Here is a 25,392-nt window from a genome sequence, read left to right on the forward strand (position 1 = left end):
TTTTTGCAGTATTCCTGTCTATCATCGTTTGGACTGACGGGCAAGATAAGCGCTGTAGTGAAATATACGTTCCAATGACCGCCGTCTGATCTGTGGTTCATCAAACTTCATGGGCTTTGCATTGGCTTCGAAGAACCAGAGTTCCCCCAGGTCATCAATGCCCAGATCCATGGACATTTCTCCGAGTGTGAAACCAGATCCCCGTTCTACCTGTCTTGCGATCATTAATGAAGTGGATTTCACACGTTTCATCAGGGTTGTTGACATTTCTTCGCCAAAAAGCTCGGTCAGCAGCTTCTCAGGGTCTTCTACGCTCCCGCCGCGCGGCACATGCGTTGTAATGCTGCGGGAGCCAGCAAGTCTCGCTCCTACACCGGTTACGCTCCATTGGCCCTTGGTGTTCTTTTGTACAAGAACACGCAAATCGAAGGGGCGTTTACGAGAGGATGCCAATTCAATGCCTTGTTGCATGATATAGGGCGTAAGTCCGGTTTCTTTGCGAATTCGTGCCCATAACTTGGCAAGTGTAGCTGCTTTATAGGTCGTGCTTTTACGTGTGGTTTGTATTTTGAGTCGGTAGGGAAGTCGTTCTTTTTCCTGAAATTTAAGCATCATGATTCCTTTGCCAGCTTTGCCGCTCTCGGGCTTAAGGTACAGGTAGGGATACGCCCGTAGAACGGCACCCAGAGAAGAAGCACTTCGCATCCGCCGAGTATAAGGGATCAGTTGCTGAGTCGATTTGGACTTCTTCAGCCATTCGAACAGATCCCATTTGTTGAAAAAGAATGGGTTATACAGTTCGATTCCGGATTGCATGCATTCGTCAATTTTACGCTGTACGGAAGGTTTTCCTTCGTCTTCCCGGTTGGGAATACGATTGTACAGAACATGGGGAAGGGGGAAAGGTTGTGAAACCCACTTTCCACTCCCCTTGTTGTACGTATATCCTTTCACGGTGGGACCACTCACGTTCAGATCCCGAACAGTTACAATGTACACCACGTATCCCATGCTTTCGCCTGTCTGTAAGATATCCTGAAAATTTTGATGATTTCCCCTGAACATGCGCTGTTTATCATGCATGGTCAAAACAGCAATGACAGGTTTGAAATCATCATGAAGGCTCATCAAATTTCTTCCTTCTTCCGGAACTTGCTCAAATACAGGCAGTGTTCCAAGATGTGCTCCACCGACGATTTGCCCTCCACCCGGAGTGAAGGGTGACGGAAAATGGAGCGCCCGGGTTTGGCGTTCGCTTCGAACATCCATACATGTTCCTCCTGATCAATGCCCAGATCAAAGCCAATCTCACCAATCAGATGCTGGTGCTGGGTTTCAATCGCCTGGGCCAGTGTAATAGCGACGGATTTGGCATGCTGAAGAACTTCTCCCGCACGATCGCCGAAGTTGCGACTGAGCGCCTGCTCAGGAGTCATTAGGGAGCCGCCATTTTTGATGTGTGTTGTGACGCTGCCACGTCCTGCCTTTTTGGCTCCAATTCCGACAACAACCCATTGATTGTTACCATTTTTATGCATGTGAAAACGAAAATCAATTGGACATTCATCAATCTCAATTAGACGTATTCCCTGCTGAACGACATATCCGCGTAGCTGTTTGCCATGTCTTCCCTGAAGCATGCGCATCAGACTGTTGAAGGACCCAAAACGCAGGAGTGCATTACCGCCTTTTTTGCGATAACGTGCGAAATATCCACGTTTGGGCGAGTAAGTCAGGCGGTAGATCCCGTTCCCCAGACTTCCGGCAGTAGGTTTATAGTAGACGAACTGATGGCGTTCCAACATTTCCTTCATCTGTTCAACGGACGGATTGGTAATTGATTCAGGGATATACCTTCCGGCTGTTGGTTCGTTCTCCAGCAATGTATAGATATCTGATTTGTTGAAGAAGCTCCAATTGAAGAACGGAATTTTCCGACGAATAAATCGTTCCCGCAGTTGGTTAATGGCTGGTGAGAAATCTGAACGACGGCTTGGTAACCGGTTGTAGACGACATCGGGCAGAGGTACCGTTTTGCGGGTAAAGCTTCCGTTATCATTCAGAAAAAAACCGGATACCGTCTCATTCTGCCAATTGATATCCCGGGGAGTAAAGGCATAAATATAGGATTTTCGGCTGCCTTCACGGAGTAACTGTTTGATGAAACCAGTACGGGAACCGAATGGATTCGTGCTCGTCGCAGGCCCATCAGAGAGTACGCCGATCAGTGGACCTAACTGGACCTCATCATTTTGCAAATTCCGGAGATAAATACTGCCCCGTTTCGGAACGTTCATCATATTACGGATACCTGAAGCGAGATACAGATGTTTACCTGCTTTTTTGATTGGTTTGATCGTTGCAGGTACCCGGTCACGCCCGAAGCGAAGGTGCACCGTTTTTTTGCCGGACAGGTTGAGGCTCTTCATTAAAGCGTTGGATACATAAACCACTTTATCCGGTTGCTTGGTGAAATGCAGATTGCAAAAGGTCAAACTCATGATTTATCCTCCTATCCTGAAAAGATCCTTGGGCTCCATGGCAAGCGGGCGCTGCGGGCCTCAGCCGCCGTGAATCGGGATGGGTTTCAGGCCAGCTTTGCTGGATGTATTCGGCAATTTCATTGGACGAATGACGTCCGTGAGAACATGTTGTTGCAACAGATAACGGGCATAGGCAAGCGGCCGGGTATAAGTCAGAGTATGCATGCGTCGGTCGCCCGCTTCTGCAAATGAGGTGCGGCCTGGTTTGGAGTTGACTTCAATTAGCCAGAGTTGGCCCTCTGCATCTGCTCCGAAATCAAGCCCCAATTCGGCTAACCTGCCGAAACGGCTTTCCAGCAGGGTGGGGATAAGAGTAGCAGTCTGCCGGATGCTCTTCAGCAGAGTTTCTGTGCGAATCGTTCCATATCGCTGGAGCAGATATGCGTGGGCAGGATATGCTTTACCCCCACCGTGAAGATTGGACGTGAGTGAACCTTCGGGTCCTTCCCGTACCATACATCCGGTAAGCGTCCAGCGACCTTGCCCATTCTTTTGCATTAGAGCCCGTATGTCGAATGCTCTTCCATGATGGCTAAGCTCCAGATATGGCTGCACGATCATCTTACGCTCAGCCTGATGTAATGCTAGCCAGGAAGATACAGCCTGAGTATGGTTGAATGTAAGAAAAAAGGGTTCATTGTCCTCGTTACGCCCCTCCACGATCCATGTTGATGGAGTCGTTCCCCGAGACAGGCGAAAGGTATTTTTGCCATGAGTCCCGGATACCGGTTTGAAGAACAGTCCTCTGGGCCAACGGTCCAGCCATGTTTCCCAAGGAATATGTGATCCGATCCGGGTTGTGGGAGCAAGTTGTGACCTCAATTCAGGATTTCGGGACAACACACGATGTACCTCCCATTTTCCTGGAAGGGAAGCAGACCAATAACGGTGTTGATCTGTGCCGTTGGTTGGTATCCATTTCTTAAGCTGTTGTCTGACGTACCTGGAGATAGGGCGAAGACAACGATCCATAATGAGATCGACTGCAGGAACAGGTACCGAATTCCACTTCCCTTGATGATAGACATATCCCCATTGAAGAGGGAGTTGGACTGCATCATTCGATATCGGGATCACAATAATCTGAAGGGCGTATCGCATGCTCCCCACACTGAGACGACGGCAGAAAAGTTCATCTGTAAAGGGAGGTGAGCCTTCGGTTGCACGTACCAGAATGGCCAGTGTCTTGGTCTGAGATGATGGAAACATTACGCTGCACCTCTCCTCTATCAGATTTGTTTCCAGTAGGGAATAACTTTTCAAAAACCCGCCAGGTACGTAGAATATTCAAGCATGGCTTTGACGGAAGGGCGGATCTTGCTCTCACTCAGTGGTGTATTATCATTCTTGGATGGTTTGGAGTTGACTTCGAGCAGCCATACGCGCCCAGTGGTGTCCAGAGCCAGATCAATACCAAGTTCACCAAAATGAGCAGGGATGGCACTCTCAATCCCCTTTGCGATATCCAGTGCTGCGGTGTGCAATCCTGTATAAGCGGAAGCTTTGGCTGATCCAGACAACTGTGTTTTGGCAACAGCATCCTTGACGGTGCTGAGACTTCCACCCCGTGCCAGATTGGATACGTAGTGACTCCCGCCTGCAATCCGGGCGACGATGGAGGTTACACTCCATTTACCTGTACGGTTCTTTTGCACGAGCGCACGGAAATCCACGGGTCTGCCACTGTTGTCAATGAGAGTCAGCCCTTGTTGGATCTGATAACGCGTTGTTTTCATTTTCCCAGACATACTGGCATACAGTTTATCCAGAGAAGTATACGTTTGTTTCCGGGTGCCCCCGACGCCAGTCGCCAGAGTCAGGAAGCTTCCGTCCGTCTGACGTGAGACCCGGATGATCCCTTTACCCAAAGAGCCGCGTACGGGCTTCAGAAATACAACCGGATGTCGATTGCACATCGTCTTGAGCAGGGCTGATGTCTTGAGTAAATGAGACTCGGGAAGAACTCGTTTAAGCGTTGAAATGGACTTGAGTGCGTCAAACACTTCGTTTTTGTCCAGAAACTTTTCATTGAAGGTTTGCGTGCCGTAGAGCGATTTTACTTCTTTCATAAAATGCTGTACGCTAGGTTTGTTCTCAAGCTTGCGGGACGTTAGCCGGTTATTGACGACGTCTGCTACAGGCAGAACAGTCTTTTTCCAGCCGTCATCATACACCCAGCCTTTCATATAACCCGTTACCGCTCCAATATCCTCCGGTGTGAAAAAGGATACATAGGCGCCTTGCTTACGGCAGGCGTTCACCAGTTCTTGACAGAACATCGTGATGGAGCCAAAGGGCCGATCGGGCTGATCGGGATAATCCTGGCTAACCAGTACACTGATGTAGGGTCCAAGACGAAGCGTACGGCTGGCTGAACGATAGGATACCCTCAGAACCGAACGTGGAACGAGACCGGTCTTGCTGGCAACTGTCTGATTGATGCGCAGCCCGTCATACCTTGGTACCGGAATAACAGTGACTTCGCGACGGAAAGAGCCAAATTGCAGCTGAAGCGGCCTTCCTGAAGGGATTTTAAGTGCCTTAAGCACCCCTTCGCCCAGCATGATGACGTCGTCCTGCAGGATGCCCGAGCCGGTAACCTGAATCGTTACTTTTTTAGTGGACATCACGGATCTCCTTCCGGGCGGCAACTTGATGTCTGATCTCGAAGTTGAACGGCATCTGAACATGGCATGTGCTTCATCATATGAGGACATATAACCCTTGGTGATTGACCCATATGGATTAAATGCATTTGATTTCGAGGCAGGTTATGGATGGCCTGTTTCAGATCGTCCTTGTTTGACAGCGAAGAAAAGCGTGTATTAACACGGATGAACAAACCAATCTGAGGAGGAATAATAGTGAACATTTATGACAAAGCCAATGATTTGGCCAAAGCACTGAGAGAAAGCAGCGAGGTGGAAGAGATTACTTCCGCGATGAAGCTGATTGAAGCTGATCCGGATGCAAAAGCAATGCTGGATAACTTCCGTGATCAACAAATGGAACTGCAACAACGTATGATGAGCGGGGATATGCCAGCTCCGGATGAGATGGAGAAAATGGAAAAATTGTTTGAGGTACTGAGCTTGAATCTGAATATCCGTCGCTTGTTTGACGCGGAGCGTCGCCTCAGTGTCATCATTGAAGACGTGAATAAAATTATTGCTGACAGTCTGGGTCATCTGTACGGTGGCGCTGAAGCGTAAAAAAGGTAGTTCAAAAAGGTTGTCTTGTTTTTTTACCTGAACCTTTCATATTGGCTCCTTATCGTTCATAGACTAGACATATAGAGTCGATCAAGAACGAAGGAGCTGTGAATGGTGAAAAGGTTGAAAAAAGCAAAACATGTAATCTATCTGCTTATTGCGTTGTCGATGCTGGTCATAGCACTGCCGCGGATTTCCTTTGCTGGAGGAATGGACTGGGTTAATATTTTTGGCATCGTATGGGTGCTGTTCTCCTTATTAATCGTTGGCGCACATCTGCATTTTATTCTTGGTGTGGATGAAGAGAAGAAGCGTGCGCTGGAAGCCGTTCGTCGGGCGAAGCTGCGGCAGTGGGAGATGAAACTGCTGGACAAGCAGGAGCGGAGCGAGTCTGTATAAAGGATAGAATTACAATCCGTATGCCAGGGCCAACAGCGTTGGTTCTGCCTCTGGAACAAGACCGGATTCCCTTGCACATAAGGGGCCGGTCTTTTTGTTATATACAAGGATCAGGGAATAATCAGAAGATTGAATTCAAGCAGCCCATTTCCCAATAAGAATGGGATAGGAAGTGGGGTTATTTTCCTGACGTCGTGTTATAATAGGTACAGTATAGTACAGATGCATCTTCGGGGGTGGTACAGTTGGACGGACAGGAAGAGAACGTAACGAAGCATGAACAGTTACTTCAACATATTGAACAACTGAAGGTTGGCAGCAAAATATCAGTACGTGGACTTGCGCGGGAGCTGGGTGTAAGTGAAGGGACAGCATATCGTGCGGTGAAAGAGGCGGAGAACTTCGGGCTGGTCGTGACCAAGGAACGAATTGGAACGGTGCGGATCGAGAAGAGACCTCGGGGCATGTCGGAACAGTTGACCTTTGCTGATGTTGTGACCATTGTGGAGGGCCATGTGCTGGGGGGGAACGAAGGTCTCACCAAACCGCTGCACAAGTATGTGATTGGTGCGATGAAAGAACAGGCAATGGCCCGTTATATTGACGCTGGGAGTCTGCTGATTGTAGGTAACCGTGAAGATGCTCACTCGCTTGCCCTCGAACAGGGAGCGGGCGTGTTGATTACGGGTGGTTTTGGGACAAGTCGTGAAGTAAGAATTATGGCTGACGAGCTTGGGCTACCCATTATCTCTTCCAGACATGATACATTCACAGTGGCTTCAATGATTAACCGTGCGATCTTCGATCGGCTGATTAAGAAAAAAATTATGCTTGTTGAGGATATCATTGGTCAGAAACCTCGCTTGCAGGTATTGAAGGTGACCAGTTCAGCCGCAGATTTTCATATGCTGGTGTCGGAGACGGGTGAACATCGCTTCCCGGTGGTGGATGAATGGAACCGGGTCATCGGGATTGTGAGTCTGAAGGATGTCAGTGAGCTGAAAGAAGATCAAAGTATTGAGAAATGTGTGATACGCCGCCCGATTACGGCTTCATTGCAGACATCTCTTGCTTCTGCTGCCCAGATTATGACCTGGGAAGGCATCGATTTTCTGCCAATCGTGGATCGGAACCGCAAACTGATTGCGTCCGTCACACGCAAGGAAGTGCTTCAGGCCATGCGGGATGCACAGAAGCAGCCACAACTGGGAGAGACGTTTGATCATCTGATCTGGAACGGGTTTGCTGAGGAGCGCGGTGAACAGAACGAATTGTTATTCCACGGATTCATCATTCCTCAGATGGCAACGGATCTGGGTACGATCTCCGAAGGTGTTCTGTTGAATGTGATGACACAGGCTGGCCGGCGGGCAGCGTGGGATGTTACAGGGAACGACCATGTGGTCGATAATGTAACGACGTATTTTGTTCGACCGGTACAGATTGAGGATCAGATCCTGGTTCGACCGTTAATTCTGGAAACCAGCCGTCGAACGTGCAAAATGGACATTGTGGTTACCCGTGAAGGCAGTGTGGTATGCAAAGCGGTAATGACATTGCAGTCGATTGACCATGCCTAGCAGGGTACGTTGCCTCGGGCATAGCAAAGAGAGTACTCCCTGACCAATAAGCTCTGCCGGGTTGCGCTGTCGCGCGGTTCTGGCTTCGCTTAACGAAGGGGAAGTACTCTCTTTTTGCAGACACAATGATAGCGCTGCAACGGATCATGCAGATTGTCCGGAGGTTTTACCTGATCCCTTATTGGACCGTTGTTGAAGCCGCGCATAATAACTGCGGTTACGTATTCCGGCAAATACATTATACGCACCCATAATCAGAAATAGCGCTTCCACAATCACGGATAAAGTGGAACCCGTGAAGACAAACATCAGAATCAGTGCAAGCACGACAAGCATGCCACCCATCCAGATATTTGTCCACGAACGGTACAGACCGGCGCTGGTAGCATCTGAACTTCTGTGTGAACGAATGCTGTTCAACGCTGCAAAAACCATGGCAACAGCAAAGATGGCGATTAGAGCATATTTGAGTACATCAATGAACACAAAGACGCAGCTCCTTTTCTGGAAAGCATTTACTGCCCTTATTGTACCATGCAGAGATGCAGACAAGGGCAGTTTTTTGCTGTTACGCAGGAACGTGCATGCGAATCTGTACCCAAACTTGCAGTACGCCTTCCATAACCAGCATCGTTTTGACCTGAACGGTGTACTCCTTTTCCCTGACCGAGTAGACTTTCTGATTCAGCATGATTCGCGTCATTTTGCTATACTCATCGATGTTGAATACATCTCTGCCCCGAAGTACCTCAAGTTCGTCTCCGAGTTTCTGTAACATCACTTTCAGAGAAGCTTCGTCTGGCCCCTTATCCGATTCTTCTGCACGGACCTTGATTTCCTTGATAACGGTTTGGCGTTTACTGTATTTTTTCAGCGTTTTGATATCCTCCTCATTCTGATGCAGCTGAAGCTGCAGCTCCTGATTGTTCAGCCACAACGCATTGTAACTCAGGTGAAATACACCGTTGTAGACGACACATCCAGCGATCATTCCCAGAACAAACACAGCGGTCATTCGCATCAGCGGGCGGTAACGGGAAAATGGCGGAATTCTCATGAACGCTGTTCCTGTCTCATATTAGCTCCGGCCTCCGCTGCACACCCATTTCACCAGCTCGGTTCCCATATGTGCGCCCATAAAAGCAGAGATCAAATACAGAATTTGTTTGACCGCCGGAGACAGGTTACCATCCAGGAAATTGCTCTCGATGACACGCATGGGATCTATTGTGCCGCCGACAGCGGCTGCGAGTGCCCATATCTTTATTTTCCCGGAAATATCGAGCATCGTCTGTGTCGGAGGCTGAAGTGAGATCACTGCTCCAATACCTCCGATCATCGCGCCGCCCAGCACGATTCCAAACGCAATAAAGAAATCAAGAATGGCTTTGGACAAAAATGTGCTCACTGGCAACACCCCTTTCAGACCTAGCAGCACACCTCCTGTCTTCGGTCTGTCACAGGGGGAGCGGCTTGTACTTCTATTGTATGGGCGTGCCCCCGAACGTTATGATAAAATAGAATAATAAAGTCTCCTTTTTATGAGGTTGTCACGAATTTTAATAGGAGATTCCATTTTTTTTATTTATTTAATTCATATATATATGAGATAGATAGGGTAGCAGACGGATCAGAAGATCGATGCTGCGACTATCTGCGGCGAAAGGAAGAAAAAAACATGAGTTCTTTTGTGCATTTGCACGTTCACAGCGAATACAGTTTGCTGGACGGCGCTGCGCGTATTCCGGATCTCGTGAATAAGGCTGCAGATCTCGGAATGACGACACTTGCGCTGACCGACCATGGCGTGATGTATGGTGCAATTCCTTTTTATAAAGCATGTATGGAGAGAGGCATCAAGCCGATTATAGGGTGCGAGGCATACATGACAGCAGGGTCCCGCAAAGAGCGGGGAAGCCGCAAGGATCAACCGATTCATCATTTGATTTTGCTGGCCAAAAATATGACGGGTTACCGTAATCTGATGAAATTGTGCTCCATTGGACATCTCGAAGGTTTTCATTACAAACCCCGTGTAGATATGGAAAGTCTGGCTGCCCATCACGAGGGCATTATCTGTCTAAGCGCATGTCTCGGTGGTGAAGTACCACAGCATCTGCTGCATGGGCGAGAAGAAGAGGCAAGACGTGCCGCGTTACGCTACAAAAATATCTTTGGTGCCGATTTCTATCTGGAACTTCAGGATCACGGGCTTTCCGAGCAAAAAAGGGTAAATCCGCAATTGATCAAACTGGCTGCCGAGCTTGAGATTCCGCTTGTAGCGACCAATGATGCACATTATCTGTCGGAAGAGGATGCTGAGCTTCAGGATGTGCTGATCTGTATCGGAACGGGCAAGACCGTGGATGATGAGACTCGGCTTCGGATTGGAACCAATCAGCTCTATCTGAAAAGTGAAGAAGAGATGGCTCGTTTGTTTCCTCATGTACCCGAAGCTCTGGCGAACACCGTCCGCATTGCGGAGTCCTGTGAGTTGAAGCTGGAATTCGGCAAATCGATTTTGCCGGAATACAGACCACTTCCCGATGGACTCAGCCCTTCGGCGTATCTGCGTCAGCTGTGCGAAGAAGGAATGGAGGAGCGTTATGCGCAGTCCACACGTTGGACAGATGCGGAGCTTCGATCCGAACTCGAACAACGATTAGCGTATGAGCTGGGTATAATCGACAGCATGGGATTCTCGGATTATTTCCTGATTGTTTGGGATTTTATCGCCTATGCGCATAAACAAGGCATTGTTACTGGACCAGGCCGTGGCTCCTCGGCAGGTAGTCTTGTAGCGTACACGTTGCATATTACCGATGTTGATCCGATGAAATACAACCTGCTCTTCGAACGATTCCTGAATCCGGAGCGGATCTCCATGCCGGATATTGATATTGACTTCAGCGATGAACGGCGAGATGAAGTCATTGATTATGTCGCGCATAAATATGGCAAAGCCCATGTCGCCCAGATTATTACGTTTGGAACGATGGCTGCCCGTGCAGCCGTACGTGATGTTGGACGGGCACTGAATGTGCCTTATGGTGAAGTGGACAAGGCTGCAAAGCTGATTCCGGCGCAGCTTGGCATTAACATTGAGCGGGCCATGGAAGCTACGCCTGAACTGAAGGCGCTGTATGAAACCAAGCCTAAGACACGTGAGCTGCTGGATATGGCGATGAAGGTAGAAGGTATGCCACGCCATGCTTCGACGCATGCAGCGGGAGTGGTTATATCCCGTGACCCGCTAACCGATGTGGTGCCACTTCAGGAGGGCAGTGAAGGGACAGCATTAACCCAGTATTCCATGGAAAACCTGGAGTCTATTGGTCTGCTTAAAATGGACTTTCTTGGTCTGCGTACCCTCTCGATCATTGAGCGTTGTGTGCGCTGGATTGGGGAACATGGAGAAATTCCGGACTTCCGTCTTATTCCCGATGATGATCCGTTAACGTACGAGATGCTTGGGCGAGGGGACACGATGGGCATATTCCAACTGGAGTCTGCCGGGGTACGCCGTGTGCTGAAAGAGATGAAGCCAAGTGGTTTTGAAGATGTAATCTCTGTACTTGCCTTGTACCGTCCGGGCCCGATGGAGTTCATATCCAAATACATTCAGGGCAAGCATGGACAGATTGAAGTGGATTACCCCCATGTGGATCTGGAGCCTATCCTGAAAGATACGTACGGCATCATCGTGTATCAGGAGCAGATCATGCAGATAGCCTCTCGGATGGCCGGTTTCTCGCTGGGTGAGGCAGATTTGCTTCGCAGAGCGGTCTCCAAGAAGAAACGGGAAGTGCTGGATCTGGAGCGTGGACACTTTGTACAAGGCAGCCTGAAACAAGGGTATAGCGAAGAAGAGGCAGACCTGGTCTATGATATGATCGTCAAGTTTGCCAACTATGGCTTCCCGCGGGCTCATGCCGCGGCATATGGTGTGCTTGCGTTCCAGACAGCGTATCTGAAGGCGCATTATCCGGTTCATTTTATGGCATCCATGTTAACAGCCGTAATGGGCAGTCATCGGAAAGTGGCAGAGTACGTGGTGGAATGTCGACGTATGGACATGGAGGTGCTTCCGCCGGATGTGAATGAGAGTGGTATTCTGTTCACACCTGTATTTGTGCCGTCCGCCAGCGCAGGAGCTGGGGATCAGAGCAATGTATCGCAGCAGACTGCGGGAGCAGATGCAGAGAGTGACACCGGAAGCCCGATCGAAGAACATGCCGCGAACGGTAACGTGAGTTCCTTCAGGGAAGATCGCGTTCATGAGCATGATGGGCATTCGGGACAAGCCGAATATGGTGAAGCACCTCTGCCGGATGATCCCGGTCCTGGACCCGAAGAGGACAGTGGTGAATATGAGTGGCAGGCAGCAACATCCATGCCTGAGACATCCGACAACCGGAAGGAACCTGGATTGGTGACGGCTTCTTCAATGGAAAATGGTAATGACGAGGGACAAGAGGCGTCTTCCTCGCGCGCGGAGCAAGGGGAACTCTCCTCAGCAGAGAAGAACGTTGCAGTGTCTAATGATAATCCGGATGAGGAAAAATTAACGGGCGCAATACGATTTGGTCTGGCCGCTGTGAAAAATGTCGGTACCCAGGCAATGGAAAGCATTATGATCGTAAGGCAGGAGAGACCGTTCGACAGTTTGCTCGATTTTTGTCGTCGTGTGGATCTGCGTGTATGCAACAAACGTGTGATTGAATCGCTGATCCAGGCCGGAGCTTTTGATACATTACCTGGGCACCGGGCTCAATTGCTCGCGATGCTGGATGAGACTGTTGAAGCGGCTCTGAAATGGCGCAAGGAACGCGAGGATCTGCAGATTCAATTGTTCGACTTTGTTGAGACGCCAAACTGGGAGATTGAGTATCCGGATATTCCTCCTTATTCCTCAGGGCAGCAACTGGAGCTGGAGCGTGAGTTGTTAGGTTTGTATCTCTCCGGGCATCCGCTGGATGACTATGAAGATGTGCTGGAATCGAGTGGGGCTGACCGGATCATGGAGCTGACCGAGGCGGCAGACGACACGATGACCGTCGCCGCGGGTATGGTTGTGTCCGTGAAGTCGATTACGACGAAACAGGGCAAGGCTATGGCGTTCATGGAGCTGGAAGACCAGATTGAACGCTGCGAAGTGGTTCTCTTTCCCGAGGTATGGCGGCGTAGCCAGCAACATGTCGGGAAAGGTGAACTGCTCATCGTGCGTGCCAAAGTGCAGCAGCAGGACGAAGGGTTTAAGCTGCTGGCTGAGGAAGTGGTGCCGTTGTCACCGGCGACACTGGAGCAGCAGCTGCGCAGCCGTGACCGGCGCGTCAAGCCCGGCAGCGGCAGCTCTTCGCGCCCGGCGCAGTCGGCTTCGCCGCGGCGGCCAGCGGGCGCAGGAGCCGAAGCGCAGCGCAGCAGCGCAGGCGGGGATGCTTCGGCTGCGCGCAGCAGCGGGAGCCAAGGCTCGGCAGCGACGCGCAGCGATGCGGCGGGCATGGGCGCAGCCACGGCGGCGGCTTCCCGGCCTGGCGGTGCCGCAGAAGCGGCAGGCAGCCAGGCGCAGAGCCGCGAACCGCGGGCCGTGGAGCAGCGGGTGTTCGTGAAGATTGCCCCGCATGCCGAGAAGCCTGAGCTTCTGGCACGTCTGAAGCAGCTGCTTCAGGAGCATCCCGGACCTGTGGCGACAGTGCTCTTCTATGAGCAACAGCAGAAGCTGCTTGCGCTGAGTGATGCCTACCGGATTAAGCCATCACCAACCTTGTTCTCCGAGATGGAGAAAATGCTGGGTGAAGGCACAGTCAAAATTAAATAAGAGGCTGTCCCATAAGTGATAGCACTTATCCATAGTATGAAACCTGTTTGGCTCAATGCTGAACAGGTTTTTTTGTGATTATTTTAGCGAGGTTCCCTGACGACAGGGTTTAAACAGATGAATGACAGACTTGTTATAGGCCAGCTACAGACCAGAGCGGAATGTACAAACCTGCAACATGTCCAGGGTGCGACTGGTCTTAACCATCCGCACATTTTATGAACATTTTAACAGGTTGCTGCATACACTTGAGAACACCGAAGGACCTCGCGGTCCTCGGGGGATTGATGCGGGAGGTCGAGATATGTCATATGAAATCGTAGAAGCCATGCTGGCCCGGCGGGGTGTACGGATTGATGCAATCGCAGCAATTGTATACCGTCTGCAAAAAGGGTACCACCCCGAACTGACCTTGGACGACTGTGTAACCAGCGTGAAATCCGTTCTGCAGAAACGAGAGGTGCAATATACGCTCTATACGGGTATTGCTCTCGACGAACTTGCGGAGAAAAAACTCTTGCCCCAACCGTTACAGGCTATTATGGAAGCGGATGAATCCCTGTATGGAGTGGACGAGACTCTGGCCCTCGGCATTACTCATGTGTATGGTATGATCGGTTTAACCAGCTTTGGTTACCTGGATAAAGAAAAAATAGGTGTAATTCATGATTTGAACGAACACACAACAGCCATTCATGTCTTTTTGGATGATCTGGTCGCAGGGGTGGCCGCTGCGGCTTCTGCCCGGATTGCACACAAAAATATTAAAGCCAAAAAATACCCCTCAGACCTTTAACCTCCTGTATTTCCATGCTTGCCTGTTATGGTTTATCTAATGGCTCATATGAAGGTCTTCAAGGGCGGCTGACGCTGCCCTGATAAGCTTGTGGCTGTTTATGGAAGAGGTAAGAACAAGAAGATTTCGTCAACCATATGAGTTATTCGTGGGGGACTAATGTCCCTCATGATCCCAAATTCTCCCCAAAGGTCCCGAACCCTTTCTTGCAGAAAAAAAGTGAGGTATGTTATCATTAGTCCAATATACGGGCTCTGAACATTAGCTTAGGGGGCGGACAAGGCATGTGGACGGTGATTTACATTGCACCGACAGCAAAGGTTGCGGACAAGATCAAGACCAAGCTTTCGGAAGAAGGCTTTCTGGTACAGACCCGTCCCATCAGTTTATCCAAGCAGCAATTTGAGATTCGCGTCCCTTCTGGGGAATTGGAAGAGGTCCAGGAAGTGTTGAATTCCATTCTGCATTCCTGATTTGTTCGACATCGACGTGCCTTGGCAGATGAAGAAGTACCATCGGTACATAAGGGACTAATCGCGTAAGCGGAGAGAGGAATCGACTTGCATGTATTGTATGCTGCTGTCCTTCCTTCTTTTTTTGTTAGGACAAGGACCGACCTGGTTGCTCCCGGAGACCCTACCAAGATAGATTCAAACATCGGCGCAACAATCTTTCGGTTTTTGCAGGTAACATCAATCGTGCTGACAGAAGCCGCTGATCCTTGCCCTGTACCGGCGGATTTTTTTGTTGTGAATGCTGGACAAGGCCCAGGGCAGCGTGTGGGTCGTAAGCGGTTTACCGTAGCACTCGGATGAAGCTGCCACAAGCAGCGCTCTGCAGGTTGCGGCCATCAAATCAACGGCTGGAGAGGTGTAGTTGTGTTCAAAGATATATTCCAGAAGAAACGGAAGTACGCTACCATACCTTCCGAGCGTGCACTTCCCGGTGAAGGCCAGGAAGTCCTAGAACGCCCAAAACGTGAAATACCTGAAGGGCTTATGAACAAGTGCAGCAAATGCGGCACCATTCAATATAGCAAGGAATTGGAGAAAAATCTGAAAGTATGTCCTGCCTGCGGTTACCATATGCGTCTTAACGCTATGGAGCGCATTGCTATGGTACTTGATGATCAAGGATTTGTTGAGTTTGACGCTGATATGATATCGGTTGATCCACTTGGCTTTCCTGGATATAGCAACAAATTGGAACAACAGCGTCTGAAATCGGGCCTGAAGGAAGCGGTAATTACAGGGGAAGGAACCATTGATGGCCTGCCTGTAGTTGTGGCAGTCATGAGCTTTGATTTCTTCACAGGAAGCATGGGTTCTGTTGTAGGGGAGAAAATTACCCGTGCCGTTGAGCATGCAACAGAGAAACGGTTACCATTGATTATTTTCTCTACATCAGGTGGTGCCCGGATGCAAGAGAGTATTCTCAGCCTCATGCAAATGGCCAAAACAAGCGCAGCTTTATCCCGTTTGGATGAACAGGGCGGGCTGTACATTTCGGTCATTACGGACCCAACGACAGGTGGAGTCTCGGCAAGTTTTGCGAGCCTGGGCGATATTAATATTGCCGAACCTGGCGCTGTATTTGGTTTTGCCGGCAGAATCGTTATCGAACAGACGATCCGTCAGAAGTTACCTGATGATTTCCAGACCGCTGAATTTAATATGCAACATGGTCAGTTGGACATGGTTGTGCACCGGAAAGAGCTTCGGGCCACTCTTGGCAAGCTTCTGGATATGCATAGTGAAAAAGGAGGGGTCTAAATGGCGGGTGAGTTGCCATATGAAGCGCCTCTGGTTGAGATGCGCAAAAAGATTGATGAACTCGTACAGTTTGGACAGGAAAAAGGCATCGACTTCACGGACGAGATTGCCCGCCTGGAAGAACGTTACCATAGACTTGAAGAAGAGATCTACACTGGCATAACAGCAGCTCAGAAGATGCATCTGGCCCGGCATCAGCAGCGCCCAACGGCGCTGGATCTGATCCAGCTGATATTTACGGACTTCATTGAGCTGCACGGTGATCGCATGTTCGGAGACGATCTTGCGGTTGTTGGCGGACTTGCCAAGTTGAATGGAAAGACAGTAACGGTAATCGGACAACAGCGGGGGAAAGACACGAAGGATAATATCGCCCGCTTTTTCGGCAGCGCTCATCCAGAAGGTTTCCGAAAAGGACTTCGTCTGATGAAACAAGCGAACAAATTTGGTCGTCCTATTATTACGTTTATTGATACTAAAGGGGCATATCCGGGTAATACTGCAGAAGAGAGAGGTCAATCGGAAGCGATTGCTCGCAACCTCATGGAAATGGCGAAGCTATCGGTTCCTGTTATTGTTGTGGTCATCGGCGAAGGTGGAAGCGGCGGTGCACTCGCTATGGCTGTGGGTAATCGTGTGTTGATGCTGGAACATGCGATCTATTCTGCAATCTCTCCGAACGGCGCTGCTTCGATTCTTTGGAAGGATGCATCCAAGGCAGATCAGGCGGCTGAAGCCATGAAAATAACAGCCAAAGACTTGCTGGAGATGGAAGTCATTGAAGAGATTGTCCCTGAGCCACGCGGCGGTGCTCATCGGGATTATGAAGCGTCTGCTGCTTTCATCAGTGAAGCTTTGGTCCGTCATCTCGACGAGATGAAGGGTTGGAGCGGGGATCGGCTGAAACAGGATCGTTATGAGAAATTCCGTAAAATTGGATCGGTCACGTTTGAACCTCAAGCCTCCATTGAAGCCCCTCAAGAGCTTGTAGAAGTCGATGTTGCGAGTAATTTGTCGGGAAATGCTGAATAATGTGACGAATTTCCTATACAAATGAGCAAAAGTATAGTAAATTTAATAGTTGGAAAAAGAAAAATAGATAAAGAGTAATACCTTTAAAATCGGAGGAAACCCAAAATGCGTAAAACGAAAATTGTATGTACCATTGGTCCATCCAGTGAATCTCTGGAGAACACCAAAAAATTGATTATGGCCGGTATGAATGTGGCCCGTCTGAACTTCTCCCACGGTGATTTCGATGAGCACGGCGGACGGATCATTGCGATTCGCCAAGCATGCGAAGAGTTGAACAAAACAGTAGCGATCCTGCTGGACACCAAAGGACCGGAAATTCGGACAGGTAAACTCGAAGTTGAACCGATCGAATTGGTTCAAGACGAGTACATCACTTTGACAACAGAAGAAATTCTGGGCACCAAAGAACGTCTTTCCATTACGTATACAGATCTTCCGAATGATGTTGAACCGGGATCTACAATTCTGATCGACGACGGTCTGATCGGACTGACCGTGGTGGAAGTACAAGGCACCGAGATCAAATGCCGTATCGTTAACGGCGGATCGATCAAAAGCAAAAAAGGTGTTAACGTTCCGGGCGTTGCCATTTCTCTGCCGGGTATCACCGAAAAAGACGCTAACGATATCGTATTTGGTATCGAACAAGGTGTCGATTTCATCGCAGCTTCTTTTGTACGTAAAGCAAGTGACGTACTTGAGATTCGTGAACTGCTTGAAAAACACAATGCTGGACATATCCAAATCATCTCCAAAATCGAAAACCAACAAGGTGTTGATAACCTCGACGAAATCCTTGAAGTGTCTGACGGCCTGATGGTTGCTCGTGGAGACCTGGGTGTTGAGATTCCTGCGGAAGAAGTACCTTTGGTACAAAAACGCATGATCCAAAAATGTAACGTTGCAGGTAAACCGGTTATCACAGCTACACAAATGTTGGATTCCATGCAGCGTAACCCACGTCCAACACGTGCGGAAGCAAGTGACGTGGCAAATGCAATCTTCGATGGTACGGACGCAATCATGTTGTCTGGTGAGACAGCTGCGGGTAAATACCCAGTTGAATCTGTTCTGACCATGTCCCGTATTGCTGAAAAAGCAGAATCTGCTCTGCCTTACCAAGAGTTGTACCTGAAACAACGTGTTGCTCAACAAACAACAGTTACAGAAGCAATCAGCCAATCGGTTGCCCTCTCAGCTCAAGATTTGAACGCAAAAGCGATCATCACTTCAACTGAATCAGGACACACTGCACGCATGATTTCCAAGTATCGTCCAGAATCTCCAATCATCGCTGTGACTACGGAAGATAGAACTTCCCGTCGTTTGGCTCTGGCTTGGGGTGTAACTCCTGTCAAAGGAAGACTGGTTGATTCGACGGATGCTTTGTTCGAAAACGCAATTGAAGGCGGCGTAAAATCCGGACTTGTTAAAGAAGGAGACCTGGTTGTGATCACAGCAGGTGTACCTTTGGGTCGTTCCGGTTCTACCAACCTGATTAAAGTAAGCCAAATTCCAAACAACGCTTAATAGCGTCTTGGATGGAGAAGCAACAGGAAAGAAGCAATGGGGCTTTATTGTCCCGTTGCTTTTTTCCATCTTATTGACACTTTACAACGAAGTAACACGTATGAATGACAGAACGAAGGAGGCCGATAACGTGCGAGAACAGAGCAACGGCAGCTGGTATGCGGCACGTCTTCGTGTACGCTATCAAGAAAGTGACCAGATGGGCGTGGTCTACCACGCGAACTATTTGAATTGGTTTGAAATCGGTCGAACTGAGATGATTCGCCAAATGGGGTATACATATCGTAAAATGGAGGAACAGGGGTTACTGCTTCCCGTAACCGGACTGGATGTGAAGTATCACAAGCCTGCCAGATATGATGATGAGATTATCATTTTCACCCGTATTGCTGCATTTAGTGGTCTGCGACTGAATTATGAGTATGACGTAAGACGCATGTCTGAAGAACCTGATGAGCATATGGCGATTGGAGAACGGGTATGGTTAGCTGATGAATCACTTCCCGGTGAGCGGCTAGTTACAGGCTCTACCCAGCATGTATGGGTGAATGGGGACTGGAAGCCAGTTCGGCTGGATAAGGCAGCCTCTGAGCTATACAGCGCGCTTGAAAAGGTGTGGCTTTTGGGAAAGGGGTAATACGTCAATGCGAAAATGGATGTGGGCTTTACTCTTAATCATTCCGGTAATTGAATTATTTGGTTTTATTCTGATGAGTGACTGGATCGGAGCCGGAAAGACATTGCTTCTCATGATTCTCACGTCCTTGATTGGTATAGCAATGTTGCAGTTTGAAGGGCGAAAAGTACTTGTGGACGCCAAATCCGAGATGGAGCGTGGCAAGGTACCTGGAAGAAAAATGGTCGATGGTCTTTTTATTTTTGTCGGTGGTTTCCTGCTCTTGATTCCAGGTTTTGTAACGGATCTGATCGGGTTTACACTAATATTTCCATTAACACGTCCGGTTTACCGTCTGTTCTTCCTGGGGTGGCTGGAGAAAAAAATGAAAAGTGGAAAAATTACGTTTTATCGTCGTCCGAAATGAAACACCAGTTGTTATGCATAATGGAAAAGGCTCCGCTCAGCAGATAATTTCTGTTGAACGAAGCCTTTTCTATTTTTCCTGTGTCATAAGATGATGCCTCATCGGACACGTCCGTTGATGATATACGTTCTAAGGTCGCGTAATACGTTAGCCCGATTGAACGCATCGAGAATCACGAGACTGACAGGACCAATGATCAGGCCCAGAACACCGAACAACTTCAAACCCACAAACATGCCAACCAGCGTGGCGAGTGGGTCGAGCCCAACACTGCTTGCAAGTACCTTTGGTTCAATAATCTGACGAGCGATCAGTAGGATTAGATAGATAATACTAATGCCAATACCCAGATACAGATCCCCATTCATAAAGAGGTATGCTGCCCAAGGCACCATGACAAGGCCAACACCCAGATAAGGAAGCAGATCGACCAAACCAATCATCAGAGCGATGGTGAAGGCTGAATTGACTTGCAATATAAGCAGCCCAATCATGACGAACAGTGCTGTAATCGAGATCATGATTAATTGTGCTCTTGCGTATCCGAACAGTGCCTTCTTAAGGTCAGTCCATATGTCGGAGATCGGCTTGCGAATGGAAGAGGGCACCCATCCCGATACGGTGATATTGTGCCTGGTCCAACTTTTGCTAATGAAGAATGTAGACAACAGAACAACGATTAATACCGCACCCATGTTCGGCAGGGAGGTCAGCAGACTCAGAATCATGTTGAAAAATCCGGTGACCAGATCTGTGACGGCTGTACCCACCGTCTCAGTTGTTTTACTAACATTGCTGTTGATGGTTTCCTGGTAGTTGGGATTTTCCTTGTAAAATTCATTGATCTGCGCAGTCAAACTTTGAATGGTGTCATTCTGGGTCCAGCGCACAAACGTGTCCTTGATCTCATCAACATGAAGATCAAAGCTTGTCGTAAGTGAAATGACTTCTTTTACCATGCGGGTAATCGCCGCAGACAGTACTACCGCAATGGCTCCAAAATAAAGGATCAATGAAAGAGTCACAGCCAGCCAGCGGGGGAATCGTGCTCGATGCTGAAGCAGTTTCACTAAAGGATTCATGGCATAGGCGATAATCCAGGCAATCGCAAAAGGGTACAAAAGCGGGAACAGCAAGTATATGGCAACGGCGATCAGAACGGCCGCAATGATAACCCATAAGCCGCGGAGCAGGCGTTTCATTATGATTCTATCCAAGCATCAACTCTCCTTATTTCAATTAAGCCGACCTATGTATGATCCATAAAGCAGTATTAGAAATAGATGGCTATCTTAATTAATATAGAGCATTTACAAGGTTTTGAAACGCCGGGATGTTACCAGATCTTGTTCAAAAGCGGAGTTTTTGAACAAGATCTGCGGGGATTCTTTCTTTTGCCTAGAGTATGCCTTAGTATTACAGAATATAGCAATAGAAAGTTCTTCATACGACAGGATTGGTTAAAAAACATTAAATGTCAACCTTGTTTTTGTAAAGGCTTTCAAAAATGCTTTATCGGTCCGATAAAGAAGTATGGCCTTGAAACCTTTATGTATCAAGGCTTTCTGTACCACAATACCCACGATCCACCCACAAACGCTAAAATATGTCCCCAATTAGAGCGTCTAACTTATCCGCAGCATCAAGTTTTCTAGCTTGCGTCACGTGTAGGTAGACTCTTTCTGTCACTCTGTCATCTTCGTGCCCCAACATATCTTGAATGGTCGGCAGATCCACTTTCGCTTCGGCCATTAAGGATGTGAATGTATGTCGCAATAGATGGGGCGTTATGCTTTCGGGCAAATCAGCTTTCTCCAAAATATCAGACATAATCCCTCTGATCGTACTCATCGGCATTGGGTATCCAAGATATTGGTGTTCGTTAAAAAAAATGAAGTTGTGGTCATCAAACCATTTCCCATGCTGGCGCAATAATGATTGCTTGTATTCCAATTGTTCTTTAAGAATATTTACAACGCTTTGGCTAATCGTTATTTTCCTTACGGACGACGGTGTCTTAGGTGGTCCTATCTCATAATTTTTTAGGGAGTTAGGGATGTACAAAGTTTTTGTTATTGAAAGTGTTTTGCCGAATTCTGAAAAATCGCTCAATTTCAAGGCGCATAGCTCTCCAATCCGGACGCCGGTATAGGCCAAAACGAAAAAAATACGAAATGCTTGTTTGCTTGAAGCGGTTAGAGAGGTTTTTAAAAAATGAATCAACTCATCTTTTTCTAAATAACGAGGAATATCATTGTCCAGTTCAACTTCTTCGACAGTTTTTTTATATTTAGGCACTTTCACATGGAGGACAACATTTTTTCTTACAAGATCATGCTTCATAGCTCTCTCGAAGATCATCTTTAAAGTAACGTATAAGCTAACCAGAGAACTCCTCGCGTACCCATCTTCTTTTAGATTGTCAAAAACGTCTTGGAGATAAAATGCGGTGAACTCTTGGATATACATTGATCCAAACATGTCATCCGCTAAATTGATCATACTTTTACGAGTAGCAACAGTACTTTTCCCAACACCGCTTTTTGAATACTCTTCAATCCATTCCGCTGCCCAGTATCTGAATGTTATTTTTGATTTATCTATAAGCATGCCGTACATTAGTTCAGCGTCAATTCGGATCGATTCATTAAATGCATCATCATACGAATCAAATGCAGGCGTTTCTTTCTGTATCCTTTTCCCAGTGATGGGGTCCTTCATGTCATAACGATAGGTGAATTTGCCTGATTTTGTTTCTCGGATATTAACCTTTTTCTTTTTTGCCATGTTGATCACCTCAAAAAATCAGTTGTCTTCTTTGTCCAATGAACGTTCCATCAATATATTGAACATTTTTACTTCCTCTGGAGGCAGGGATAAAATTAGTTCGATTGCTCTTTTTTGATCTTCTGTAATTTCTTTATTATGTATTTCTAATTCAGCACCAAACATAGGAAGATCAAACAATAAGTCGTCGATTGTTATATCCAACACCCTAGCTATCAGGTCGACTTTCCCCATTCTAGGTTCATTTCTGCCTGATTCCCAATATCCAATCGTCACACCTGAAACTCCGATTCGTTCACCTAATTCCTCTTTGGTGAGCCCTCTTTTTTCGCGGTACCTCTTAAGATTCTCTGCAAAAGATATTTTCTTCACGTCGATTCTCCTCTTTTGAAATTATGTATTCATCCTATCATTAAAATTCTAATATTTCCACAATAAATCTAACTTATACTTAAAAAAAACAAAATTATGCTTGAAGTCTAACTTTAAGTTTGGTATATTGAATTCACCGGAGGGGGTGACCAACCATGGTGAGGCGAACACTCAGGGAATGGAGAGCCTACAGAAAGTATACAAAGTCAGCAATGGCGGCGAAATTAGGCATTCATAACAGCACTTATAAACGAATCGAAGACTATCCTGAGAAAACCACGTTCGAGGAAGCGGTTAAACTTGCTGAGGCTCTCGAATGTCAAATTAGTGAGATCATTTTTTTTGAGGGAAATCCTAACTTTATGTTAGGTGAAGTTCTTCAGGTCTAACATTACTCGTAATTGAAAGGGGTGAGTACATTGTCATCCGAACTAATGACGATCAAAGATTGCATGTCTCACTTTAAAGCAAGCAGAGCAACAATAATGCGTCGTCTTTCCTCTGGAGAACTGAAAAGTTTTAAATTCGGAGGAAAACGACTGATAAAACGCGAGTGGGTAGCGCAGTTCGAAGAAATGAATAGAGAGGTGGATTTCGATGTATCAACAAGATAGAAAAGAGTTGATGACAGTAAGTGGTGTTCGAGGGTTCATTGATGAAAAGGGAATTGCGCAGCTTAATCTCGAAGATGCCGCAAGAGGGCTTGGTTTTACGGACACGTCAAAAGGAGTTGAATACGTAAAGTGGGATCGCGTTCGCCAATACCTGAACGACTTGAGGTTTTCGACAGAAGTGTCGAAGGAATCGTTCATACCTGAAAATATTTTCTATCGATTAGCTATGAAAGCAAAGAACGCTGCAGCGGAAGATTTTCAAATGAAAGTGGCTGATGAAATACTGCCAGAGATACGGCGGACAGGCAGTTATAATGCCAACAAATATCCGGCAATAAGTCAGGAGCTTCAATCAATTATTATGTTGGATATACGAACGCAGGAATTCGACCAACGCCTTCATCGTATCGAAAACAACACGACAATTGAACATGGTCAGCTTCTCTCCCTTCAATCAACGTCTCATAAAGTCGTAACTGAATTGCTCGGAGGAAGAAACTCAGAGGCTTACCGAAACAAGGGATTACGCAGCAGGGTATACAAGGCACTGTGGAGGGATTACAAAGGTTACTTCAACATCAACTCTTATCACAACACTCTAATAAAGAGTTTTGACAGAGCGTTAGAACATATCGAATCATGGAAGCTTCCAGGTCAATTGCAGCGCGAAATTGAAGAAGCTAATCGACAAATGTCATTTTAAGAAAGGGTGAACAGAATGTACGAGTTAATCACAGAAAACGCGGTTTCGTGGATCTTTCCAGGGGCAGTATCACTCCAAATTCTCCAACGCTTTCGTGAGGTTGTCGGTGACTCATTTGTAAGTATCTCTACAGAAGAGGGTTGCTTGGAGTTCTACGGGGCGCAAGCTCATACGATTATGTGCACTGATTGGGCGAACGAAAACAAATTTCAGTACATTCAAGTTTTGGACGATGTGTACAAAAATTTCAAGGACAAGGCGGGATGGTCATGACGGAAGCTAGATTGAAAGAACGCGTGCTTTTGAATAGACGACTAAATGCACTGAGACGTCTGCGGGCAGCGGCATTCCCTGGAACTGAAACATGGTTCGATACAGACATTGAATATCTGGAAGGTAAATTACGTAATCGGGAGGGACAAGCATGAATCAGAATACAAAGGATCGGCAACGCCGGGCGCTACGTGCTCAACTGCTTAAAACGTATCACCAGTTAGCTGATGCAGAGGATGTATACAAACAGGCTGATTACCGGCTGAAAATACTTCGGCTTGAGAAGCTGTTAAAGCGAGTAGACAATCCGGTAGATAATCGGGAGTACACAACTCAAGGTATGACGGTGGGGCATTGCATGAACTGTGAGATTTCAATATCGAGGTACAGCATTTTGAAGGTAGAGGACAACGGATCGATGTTCTGCTGTGAAGGATGCCGTGTTCATTACGACGAGTCATGCGGACATAGAAAAGCGGCTGCGTCTCGAGAACGCAACCGCCAGTCAAACCATTTCTTTAATTCGTATAGGACGATTATACCAACTACTCAGCGGCAAATCAAGTTGGGGTAAGGGAGGCGTAGCACATGACAGATTTCAGGCCATACCCTAAATCACAACAGGTAAAGAGTAAGCGGGTAAAGCCGACACAACGGCAAAAGGGAGATATAAGCGATCCGGTGGATGCGCTGTTAAAAGAACGTTCCCAGGGAGTATGTGAGGCATGCGGAGAGGCACGAGCTATTGATCGTGCCCACCTCACCGGAAGACCTCATATTGATCATCGCACACAGGTATACGATCTGGCCCACCTCTGCAAAGAGTGCCACCAGATGTTTGACGGAACAGTTGCCGGCCTTCGAATGAGGCGGCTGCTAACCAACATAATTAACGAAGTTGTAAGGGAGAGGTGA

General features: G+C 47.7%; 28 protein-coding genes. 18 read left to right on the plus strand and 10 right to left on the minus strand.

The genetic code is table 11. The features are described 5' to 3' along the window. Positions 1–21: 21 nt before the first annotated feature. From MHB43_RS10030 to MHB43_RS10045, 4 genes are read right to left on the minus strand one after another with little or no spacing between them, the layout of a single operon-like run. Positions 22–1,128: a YheC/YheD family protein gene (locus MHB43_RS10030; RefSeq protein ID WP_221823121.1), complete on the minus strand. Its 1,107-nt coding sequence runs from the start codon at positions 1,126–1,128 to the stop codon at positions 22–24. Then, a complete protein-coding gene (locus MHB43_RS10035) occupies positions 1,128–2,501 on the minus strand; it encodes a YheC/YheD family protein (protein WP_310334037.1) in 1,374 nt (457 codons plus the stop codon). The genes MHB43_RS10030 and MHB43_RS10035 overlap by 1 nt, the downstream gene beginning before the upstream one ends. Positions 2,502–2,561: 60 nt before the next feature. Further along, on the minus strand, positions 2,562–3,752 hold the full coding sequence (locus tag MHB43_RS10040) for a YheC/YheD family protein (RefSeq protein ID WP_405131852.1): 1,191 nt from the start codon (positions 3,750–3,752) through the stop codon (positions 2,562–2,564). A 50-nt stretch (positions 3,753–3,802) separates the two neighbouring features. Next, positions 3,803–5,170 (minus strand): YheC/YheD family protein, encoded by a 1,368-nt coding sequence (locus MHB43_RS10045; protein WP_405131853.1) that lies wholly within the window; start codon positions 5,168–5,170, stop codon positions 3,803–3,805. Positions 5,171–5,407: 237 nt separating this feature from the next. On the opposite strand from MHB43_RS10045, the gene MHB43_RS10050 reads away from it, so the two are divergent. From MHB43_RS10050 to MHB43_RS10060, 3 genes are all read left to right on the plus strand, one after another. Then, positions 5,408–5,755: a YlbF family regulator gene (locus MHB43_RS10050; protein ID WP_036609862.1), complete on the plus strand. Its 348-nt coding sequence runs from the start codon at positions 5,408–5,410 to the stop codon at positions 5,753–5,755. A 114-nt stretch (positions 5,756–5,869) separates the two neighbouring features. Further along, positions 5,870–6,154 carry a hypothetical protein gene (locus MHB43_RS10055; protein ID WP_085981456.1) on the plus strand — a complete coding sequence of 95 codons (285 nt, stop codon included), beginning with the start codon at positions 5,870–5,872 and terminating at the stop codon, positions 6,152–6,154. A gap of 245 nt (positions 6,155–6,399) precedes the next feature. Further along, on the plus strand, positions 6,400–7,734 hold the full coding sequence (locus MHB43_RS10060; RefSeq protein WP_076209105.1) for a DRTGG domain-containing protein: 1,335 nt from the start codon (positions 6,400–6,402) through the stop codon (positions 7,732–7,734). A gap of 144 nt (positions 7,735–7,878) precedes the next feature. Here the strand turns inward: MHB43_RS10060 and MHB43_RS10065 are convergent, their stop codons facing one another. The 3 genes from MHB43_RS10065 to MHB43_RS10075 all read right to left on the minus strand — a co-directional run bounded on the left by MHB43_RS10065 (position 7,879) and on the right by MHB43_RS10075 (position 9,142). Continuing rightward, positions 7,879–8,220 carry a YtpI family protein gene (locus MHB43_RS10065; protein WP_339307695.1) on the minus strand — a complete coding sequence of 114 codons (342 nt, stop codon included), beginning with the start codon at positions 8,218–8,220 and terminating at the stop codon, positions 7,879–7,881. Positions 8,221–8,302: 82 nt separating this feature from the next. After that, entirely contained in the window at positions 8,303–8,791 is a 489-nt protein-coding gene (locus tag MHB43_RS10070) for a hypothetical protein (RefSeq protein WP_017689500.1), read from the minus strand. Between the two features lie 21 nt (positions 8,792–8,812). Beyond that, positions 8,813–9,142, minus strand: coding sequence for a YtrH family sporulation protein (locus MHB43_RS10075; RefSeq protein WP_405131854.1), 330 nt, complete (start codon positions 9,140–9,142; stop codon positions 8,813–8,815). Between the two features lie 270 nt (positions 9,143–9,412). On the opposite strand from MHB43_RS10075, the gene MHB43_RS10080 reads away from it, so the two are divergent. The 9 genes from MHB43_RS10080 (at position 9,413) to MHB43_RS10120 (ending at position 19,728) form a co-directional block, all read left to right on the plus strand. Then, on the plus strand, positions 9,413–13,552 hold the full coding sequence (locus MHB43_RS10080) for a DNA polymerase III subunit alpha (protein ID WP_405131855.1): 4,140 nt from the start codon (positions 9,413–9,415) through the stop codon (positions 13,550–13,552). Between the two features lie 304 nt (positions 13,553–13,856). Next, on the plus strand, positions 13,857–14,348 hold the full coding sequence (locus MHB43_RS10085; RefSeq protein WP_036609851.1) for a phosphatidylglycerophosphatase A: 492 nt from the start codon (positions 13,857–13,859) through the stop codon (positions 14,346–14,348). 284 nt (positions 14,349–14,632) lie between these two features. After that, a complete protein-coding gene (locus MHB43_RS10090) occupies positions 14,633–14,821 on the plus strand; it encodes a hypothetical protein (protein WP_017689496.1) in 189 nt (62 codons plus the stop codon). Positions 14,822–14,908: 87 nt separating this feature from the next. Beyond that, a complete protein-coding gene (locus MHB43_RS10095) occupies positions 14,909–15,163 on the plus strand; it encodes a hypothetical protein (RefSeq protein WP_339183663.1) in 255 nt (84 codons plus the stop codon). Between the two features lie 63 nt (positions 15,164–15,226). Next, the gene (gene accD, locus MHB43_RS10100) at positions 15,227–16,120 is read left to right on the plus strand and encodes an acetyl-CoA carboxylase, carboxyltransferase subunit beta (protein WP_237176132.1); all 894 of its coding nucleotides are present in this window, start codon (positions 15,227–15,229) and stop codon (positions 16,118–16,120) included. Beyond that, complete coding sequence (locus tag MHB43_RS10105; RefSeq protein WP_405131856.1) at positions 16,121–17,152, plus strand: acetyl-CoA carboxylase carboxyltransferase subunit alpha; 1,032 nt, start codon at positions 16,121–16,123, stop codon at positions 17,150–17,152. It abuts the gene before it with no gap. A gap of 105 nt (positions 17,153–17,257) precedes the next feature. After that, positions 17,258–18,685, plus strand: coding sequence for a pyruvate kinase (gene pyk, locus MHB43_RS10110; RefSeq protein ID WP_405131857.1), 1,428 nt, complete (start codon positions 17,258–17,260; stop codon positions 18,683–18,685). A 100-nt stretch (positions 18,686–18,785) separates the two neighbouring features. Next, positions 18,786–19,322, plus strand: a complete 537-nt coding sequence (locus tag MHB43_RS10115; protein ID WP_237176130.1) for a thioesterase family protein — start codon at positions 18,786–18,788, stop codon at positions 19,320–19,322. 7 nt (positions 19,323–19,329) lie between these two features. Continuing rightward, a complete protein-coding gene (locus MHB43_RS10120) occupies positions 19,330–19,728 on the plus strand; it encodes an FxsA family protein (protein ID WP_076209101.1) in 399 nt (132 codons plus the stop codon). Between the two features lie 98 nt (positions 19,729–19,826). On the opposite strand, the gene ytvI is transcribed toward MHB43_RS10120, so the two are convergent. The 3 genes from ytvI to MHB43_RS10135 all read right to left on the minus strand — a co-directional run bounded on the left by ytvI (position 19,827) and on the right by MHB43_RS10135 (position 22,887). Then, positions 19,827–20,945 (minus strand): sporulation integral membrane protein YtvI, encoded by a 1,119-nt coding sequence (ytvI, locus tag MHB43_RS10125; RefSeq protein ID WP_405131858.1) that lies wholly within the window; start codon positions 20,943–20,945, stop codon positions 19,827–19,829. A 382-nt stretch (positions 20,946–21,327) separates the two neighbouring features. After that, positions 21,328–22,515, minus strand: coding sequence for a tyrosine-type recombinase/integrase (locus MHB43_RS10130; protein ID WP_405131859.1), 1,188 nt, complete (start codon positions 22,513–22,515; stop codon positions 21,328–21,330). An 18-nt stretch (positions 22,516–22,533) separates the two neighbouring features. Beyond that, on the minus strand, positions 22,534–22,887 hold the full coding sequence (locus tag MHB43_RS10135; RefSeq protein WP_167433577.1) for a helix-turn-helix transcriptional regulator: 354 nt from the start codon (positions 22,885–22,887) through the stop codon (positions 22,534–22,536). A 155-nt stretch (positions 22,888–23,042) separates the two neighbouring features. Between MHB43_RS10135 and MHB43_RS10140 the strand changes: the two genes are divergently transcribed. From MHB43_RS10140 to MHB43_RS10165, 6 genes are all read left to right on the plus strand, one after another. Continuing rightward, the gene (locus tag MHB43_RS10140; RefSeq protein WP_405131860.1) at positions 23,043–23,276 is read left to right on the plus strand and encodes a helix-turn-helix transcriptional regulator; all 234 of its coding nucleotides are present in this window, start codon (positions 23,043–23,045) and stop codon (positions 23,274–23,276) included. 45 nt (positions 23,277–23,321) lie between these two features. Beyond that, complete coding sequence (locus tag MHB43_RS10145) at positions 23,322–23,501, plus strand: helix-turn-helix domain-containing protein (RefSeq protein ID WP_405132413.1); 180 nt, start codon at positions 23,322–23,324, stop codon at positions 23,499–23,501. Beyond that, positions 23,485–24,204 carry an ORF6C domain-containing protein gene (locus tag MHB43_RS10150; protein ID WP_405131861.1) on the plus strand — a complete coding sequence of 240 codons (720 nt, stop codon included), beginning with the start codon at positions 23,485–23,487 and terminating at the stop codon, positions 24,202–24,204. The genes MHB43_RS10145 and MHB43_RS10150 overlap by 17 nt, the downstream gene beginning before the upstream one ends. 269 nt (positions 24,205–24,473) lie before the next feature. After that, positions 24,474–24,632, plus strand: a complete 159-nt coding sequence (locus MHB43_RS10155; RefSeq protein ID WP_167433576.1) for a hypothetical protein — start codon at positions 24,474–24,476, stop codon at positions 24,630–24,632. Further along, the gene (locus MHB43_RS10160; protein WP_405131862.1) at positions 24,629–25,051 is read left to right on the plus strand and encodes a hypothetical protein; all 423 of its coding nucleotides are present in this window, start codon (positions 24,629–24,631) and stop codon (positions 25,049–25,051) included. Before MHB43_RS10155 ends, MHB43_RS10160 begins: the two co-directional genes overlap by 4 nt. A gap of 14 nt (positions 25,052–25,065) precedes the next feature. Further along, the gene (locus MHB43_RS10165) at positions 25,066–25,392 is read left to right on the plus strand and encodes a hypothetical protein (protein WP_405131863.1); all 327 of its coding nucleotides are present in this window, start codon (positions 25,066–25,068) and stop codon (positions 25,390–25,392) included.

The organism is Paenibacillus sp. FSL H8-0317, assembly GCF_045040685.1.
In the GTDB taxonomy this organism is placed as follows: Bacteria; Bacillota; Bacilli; order Paenibacillales; family Paenibacillaceae; genus Paenibacillus.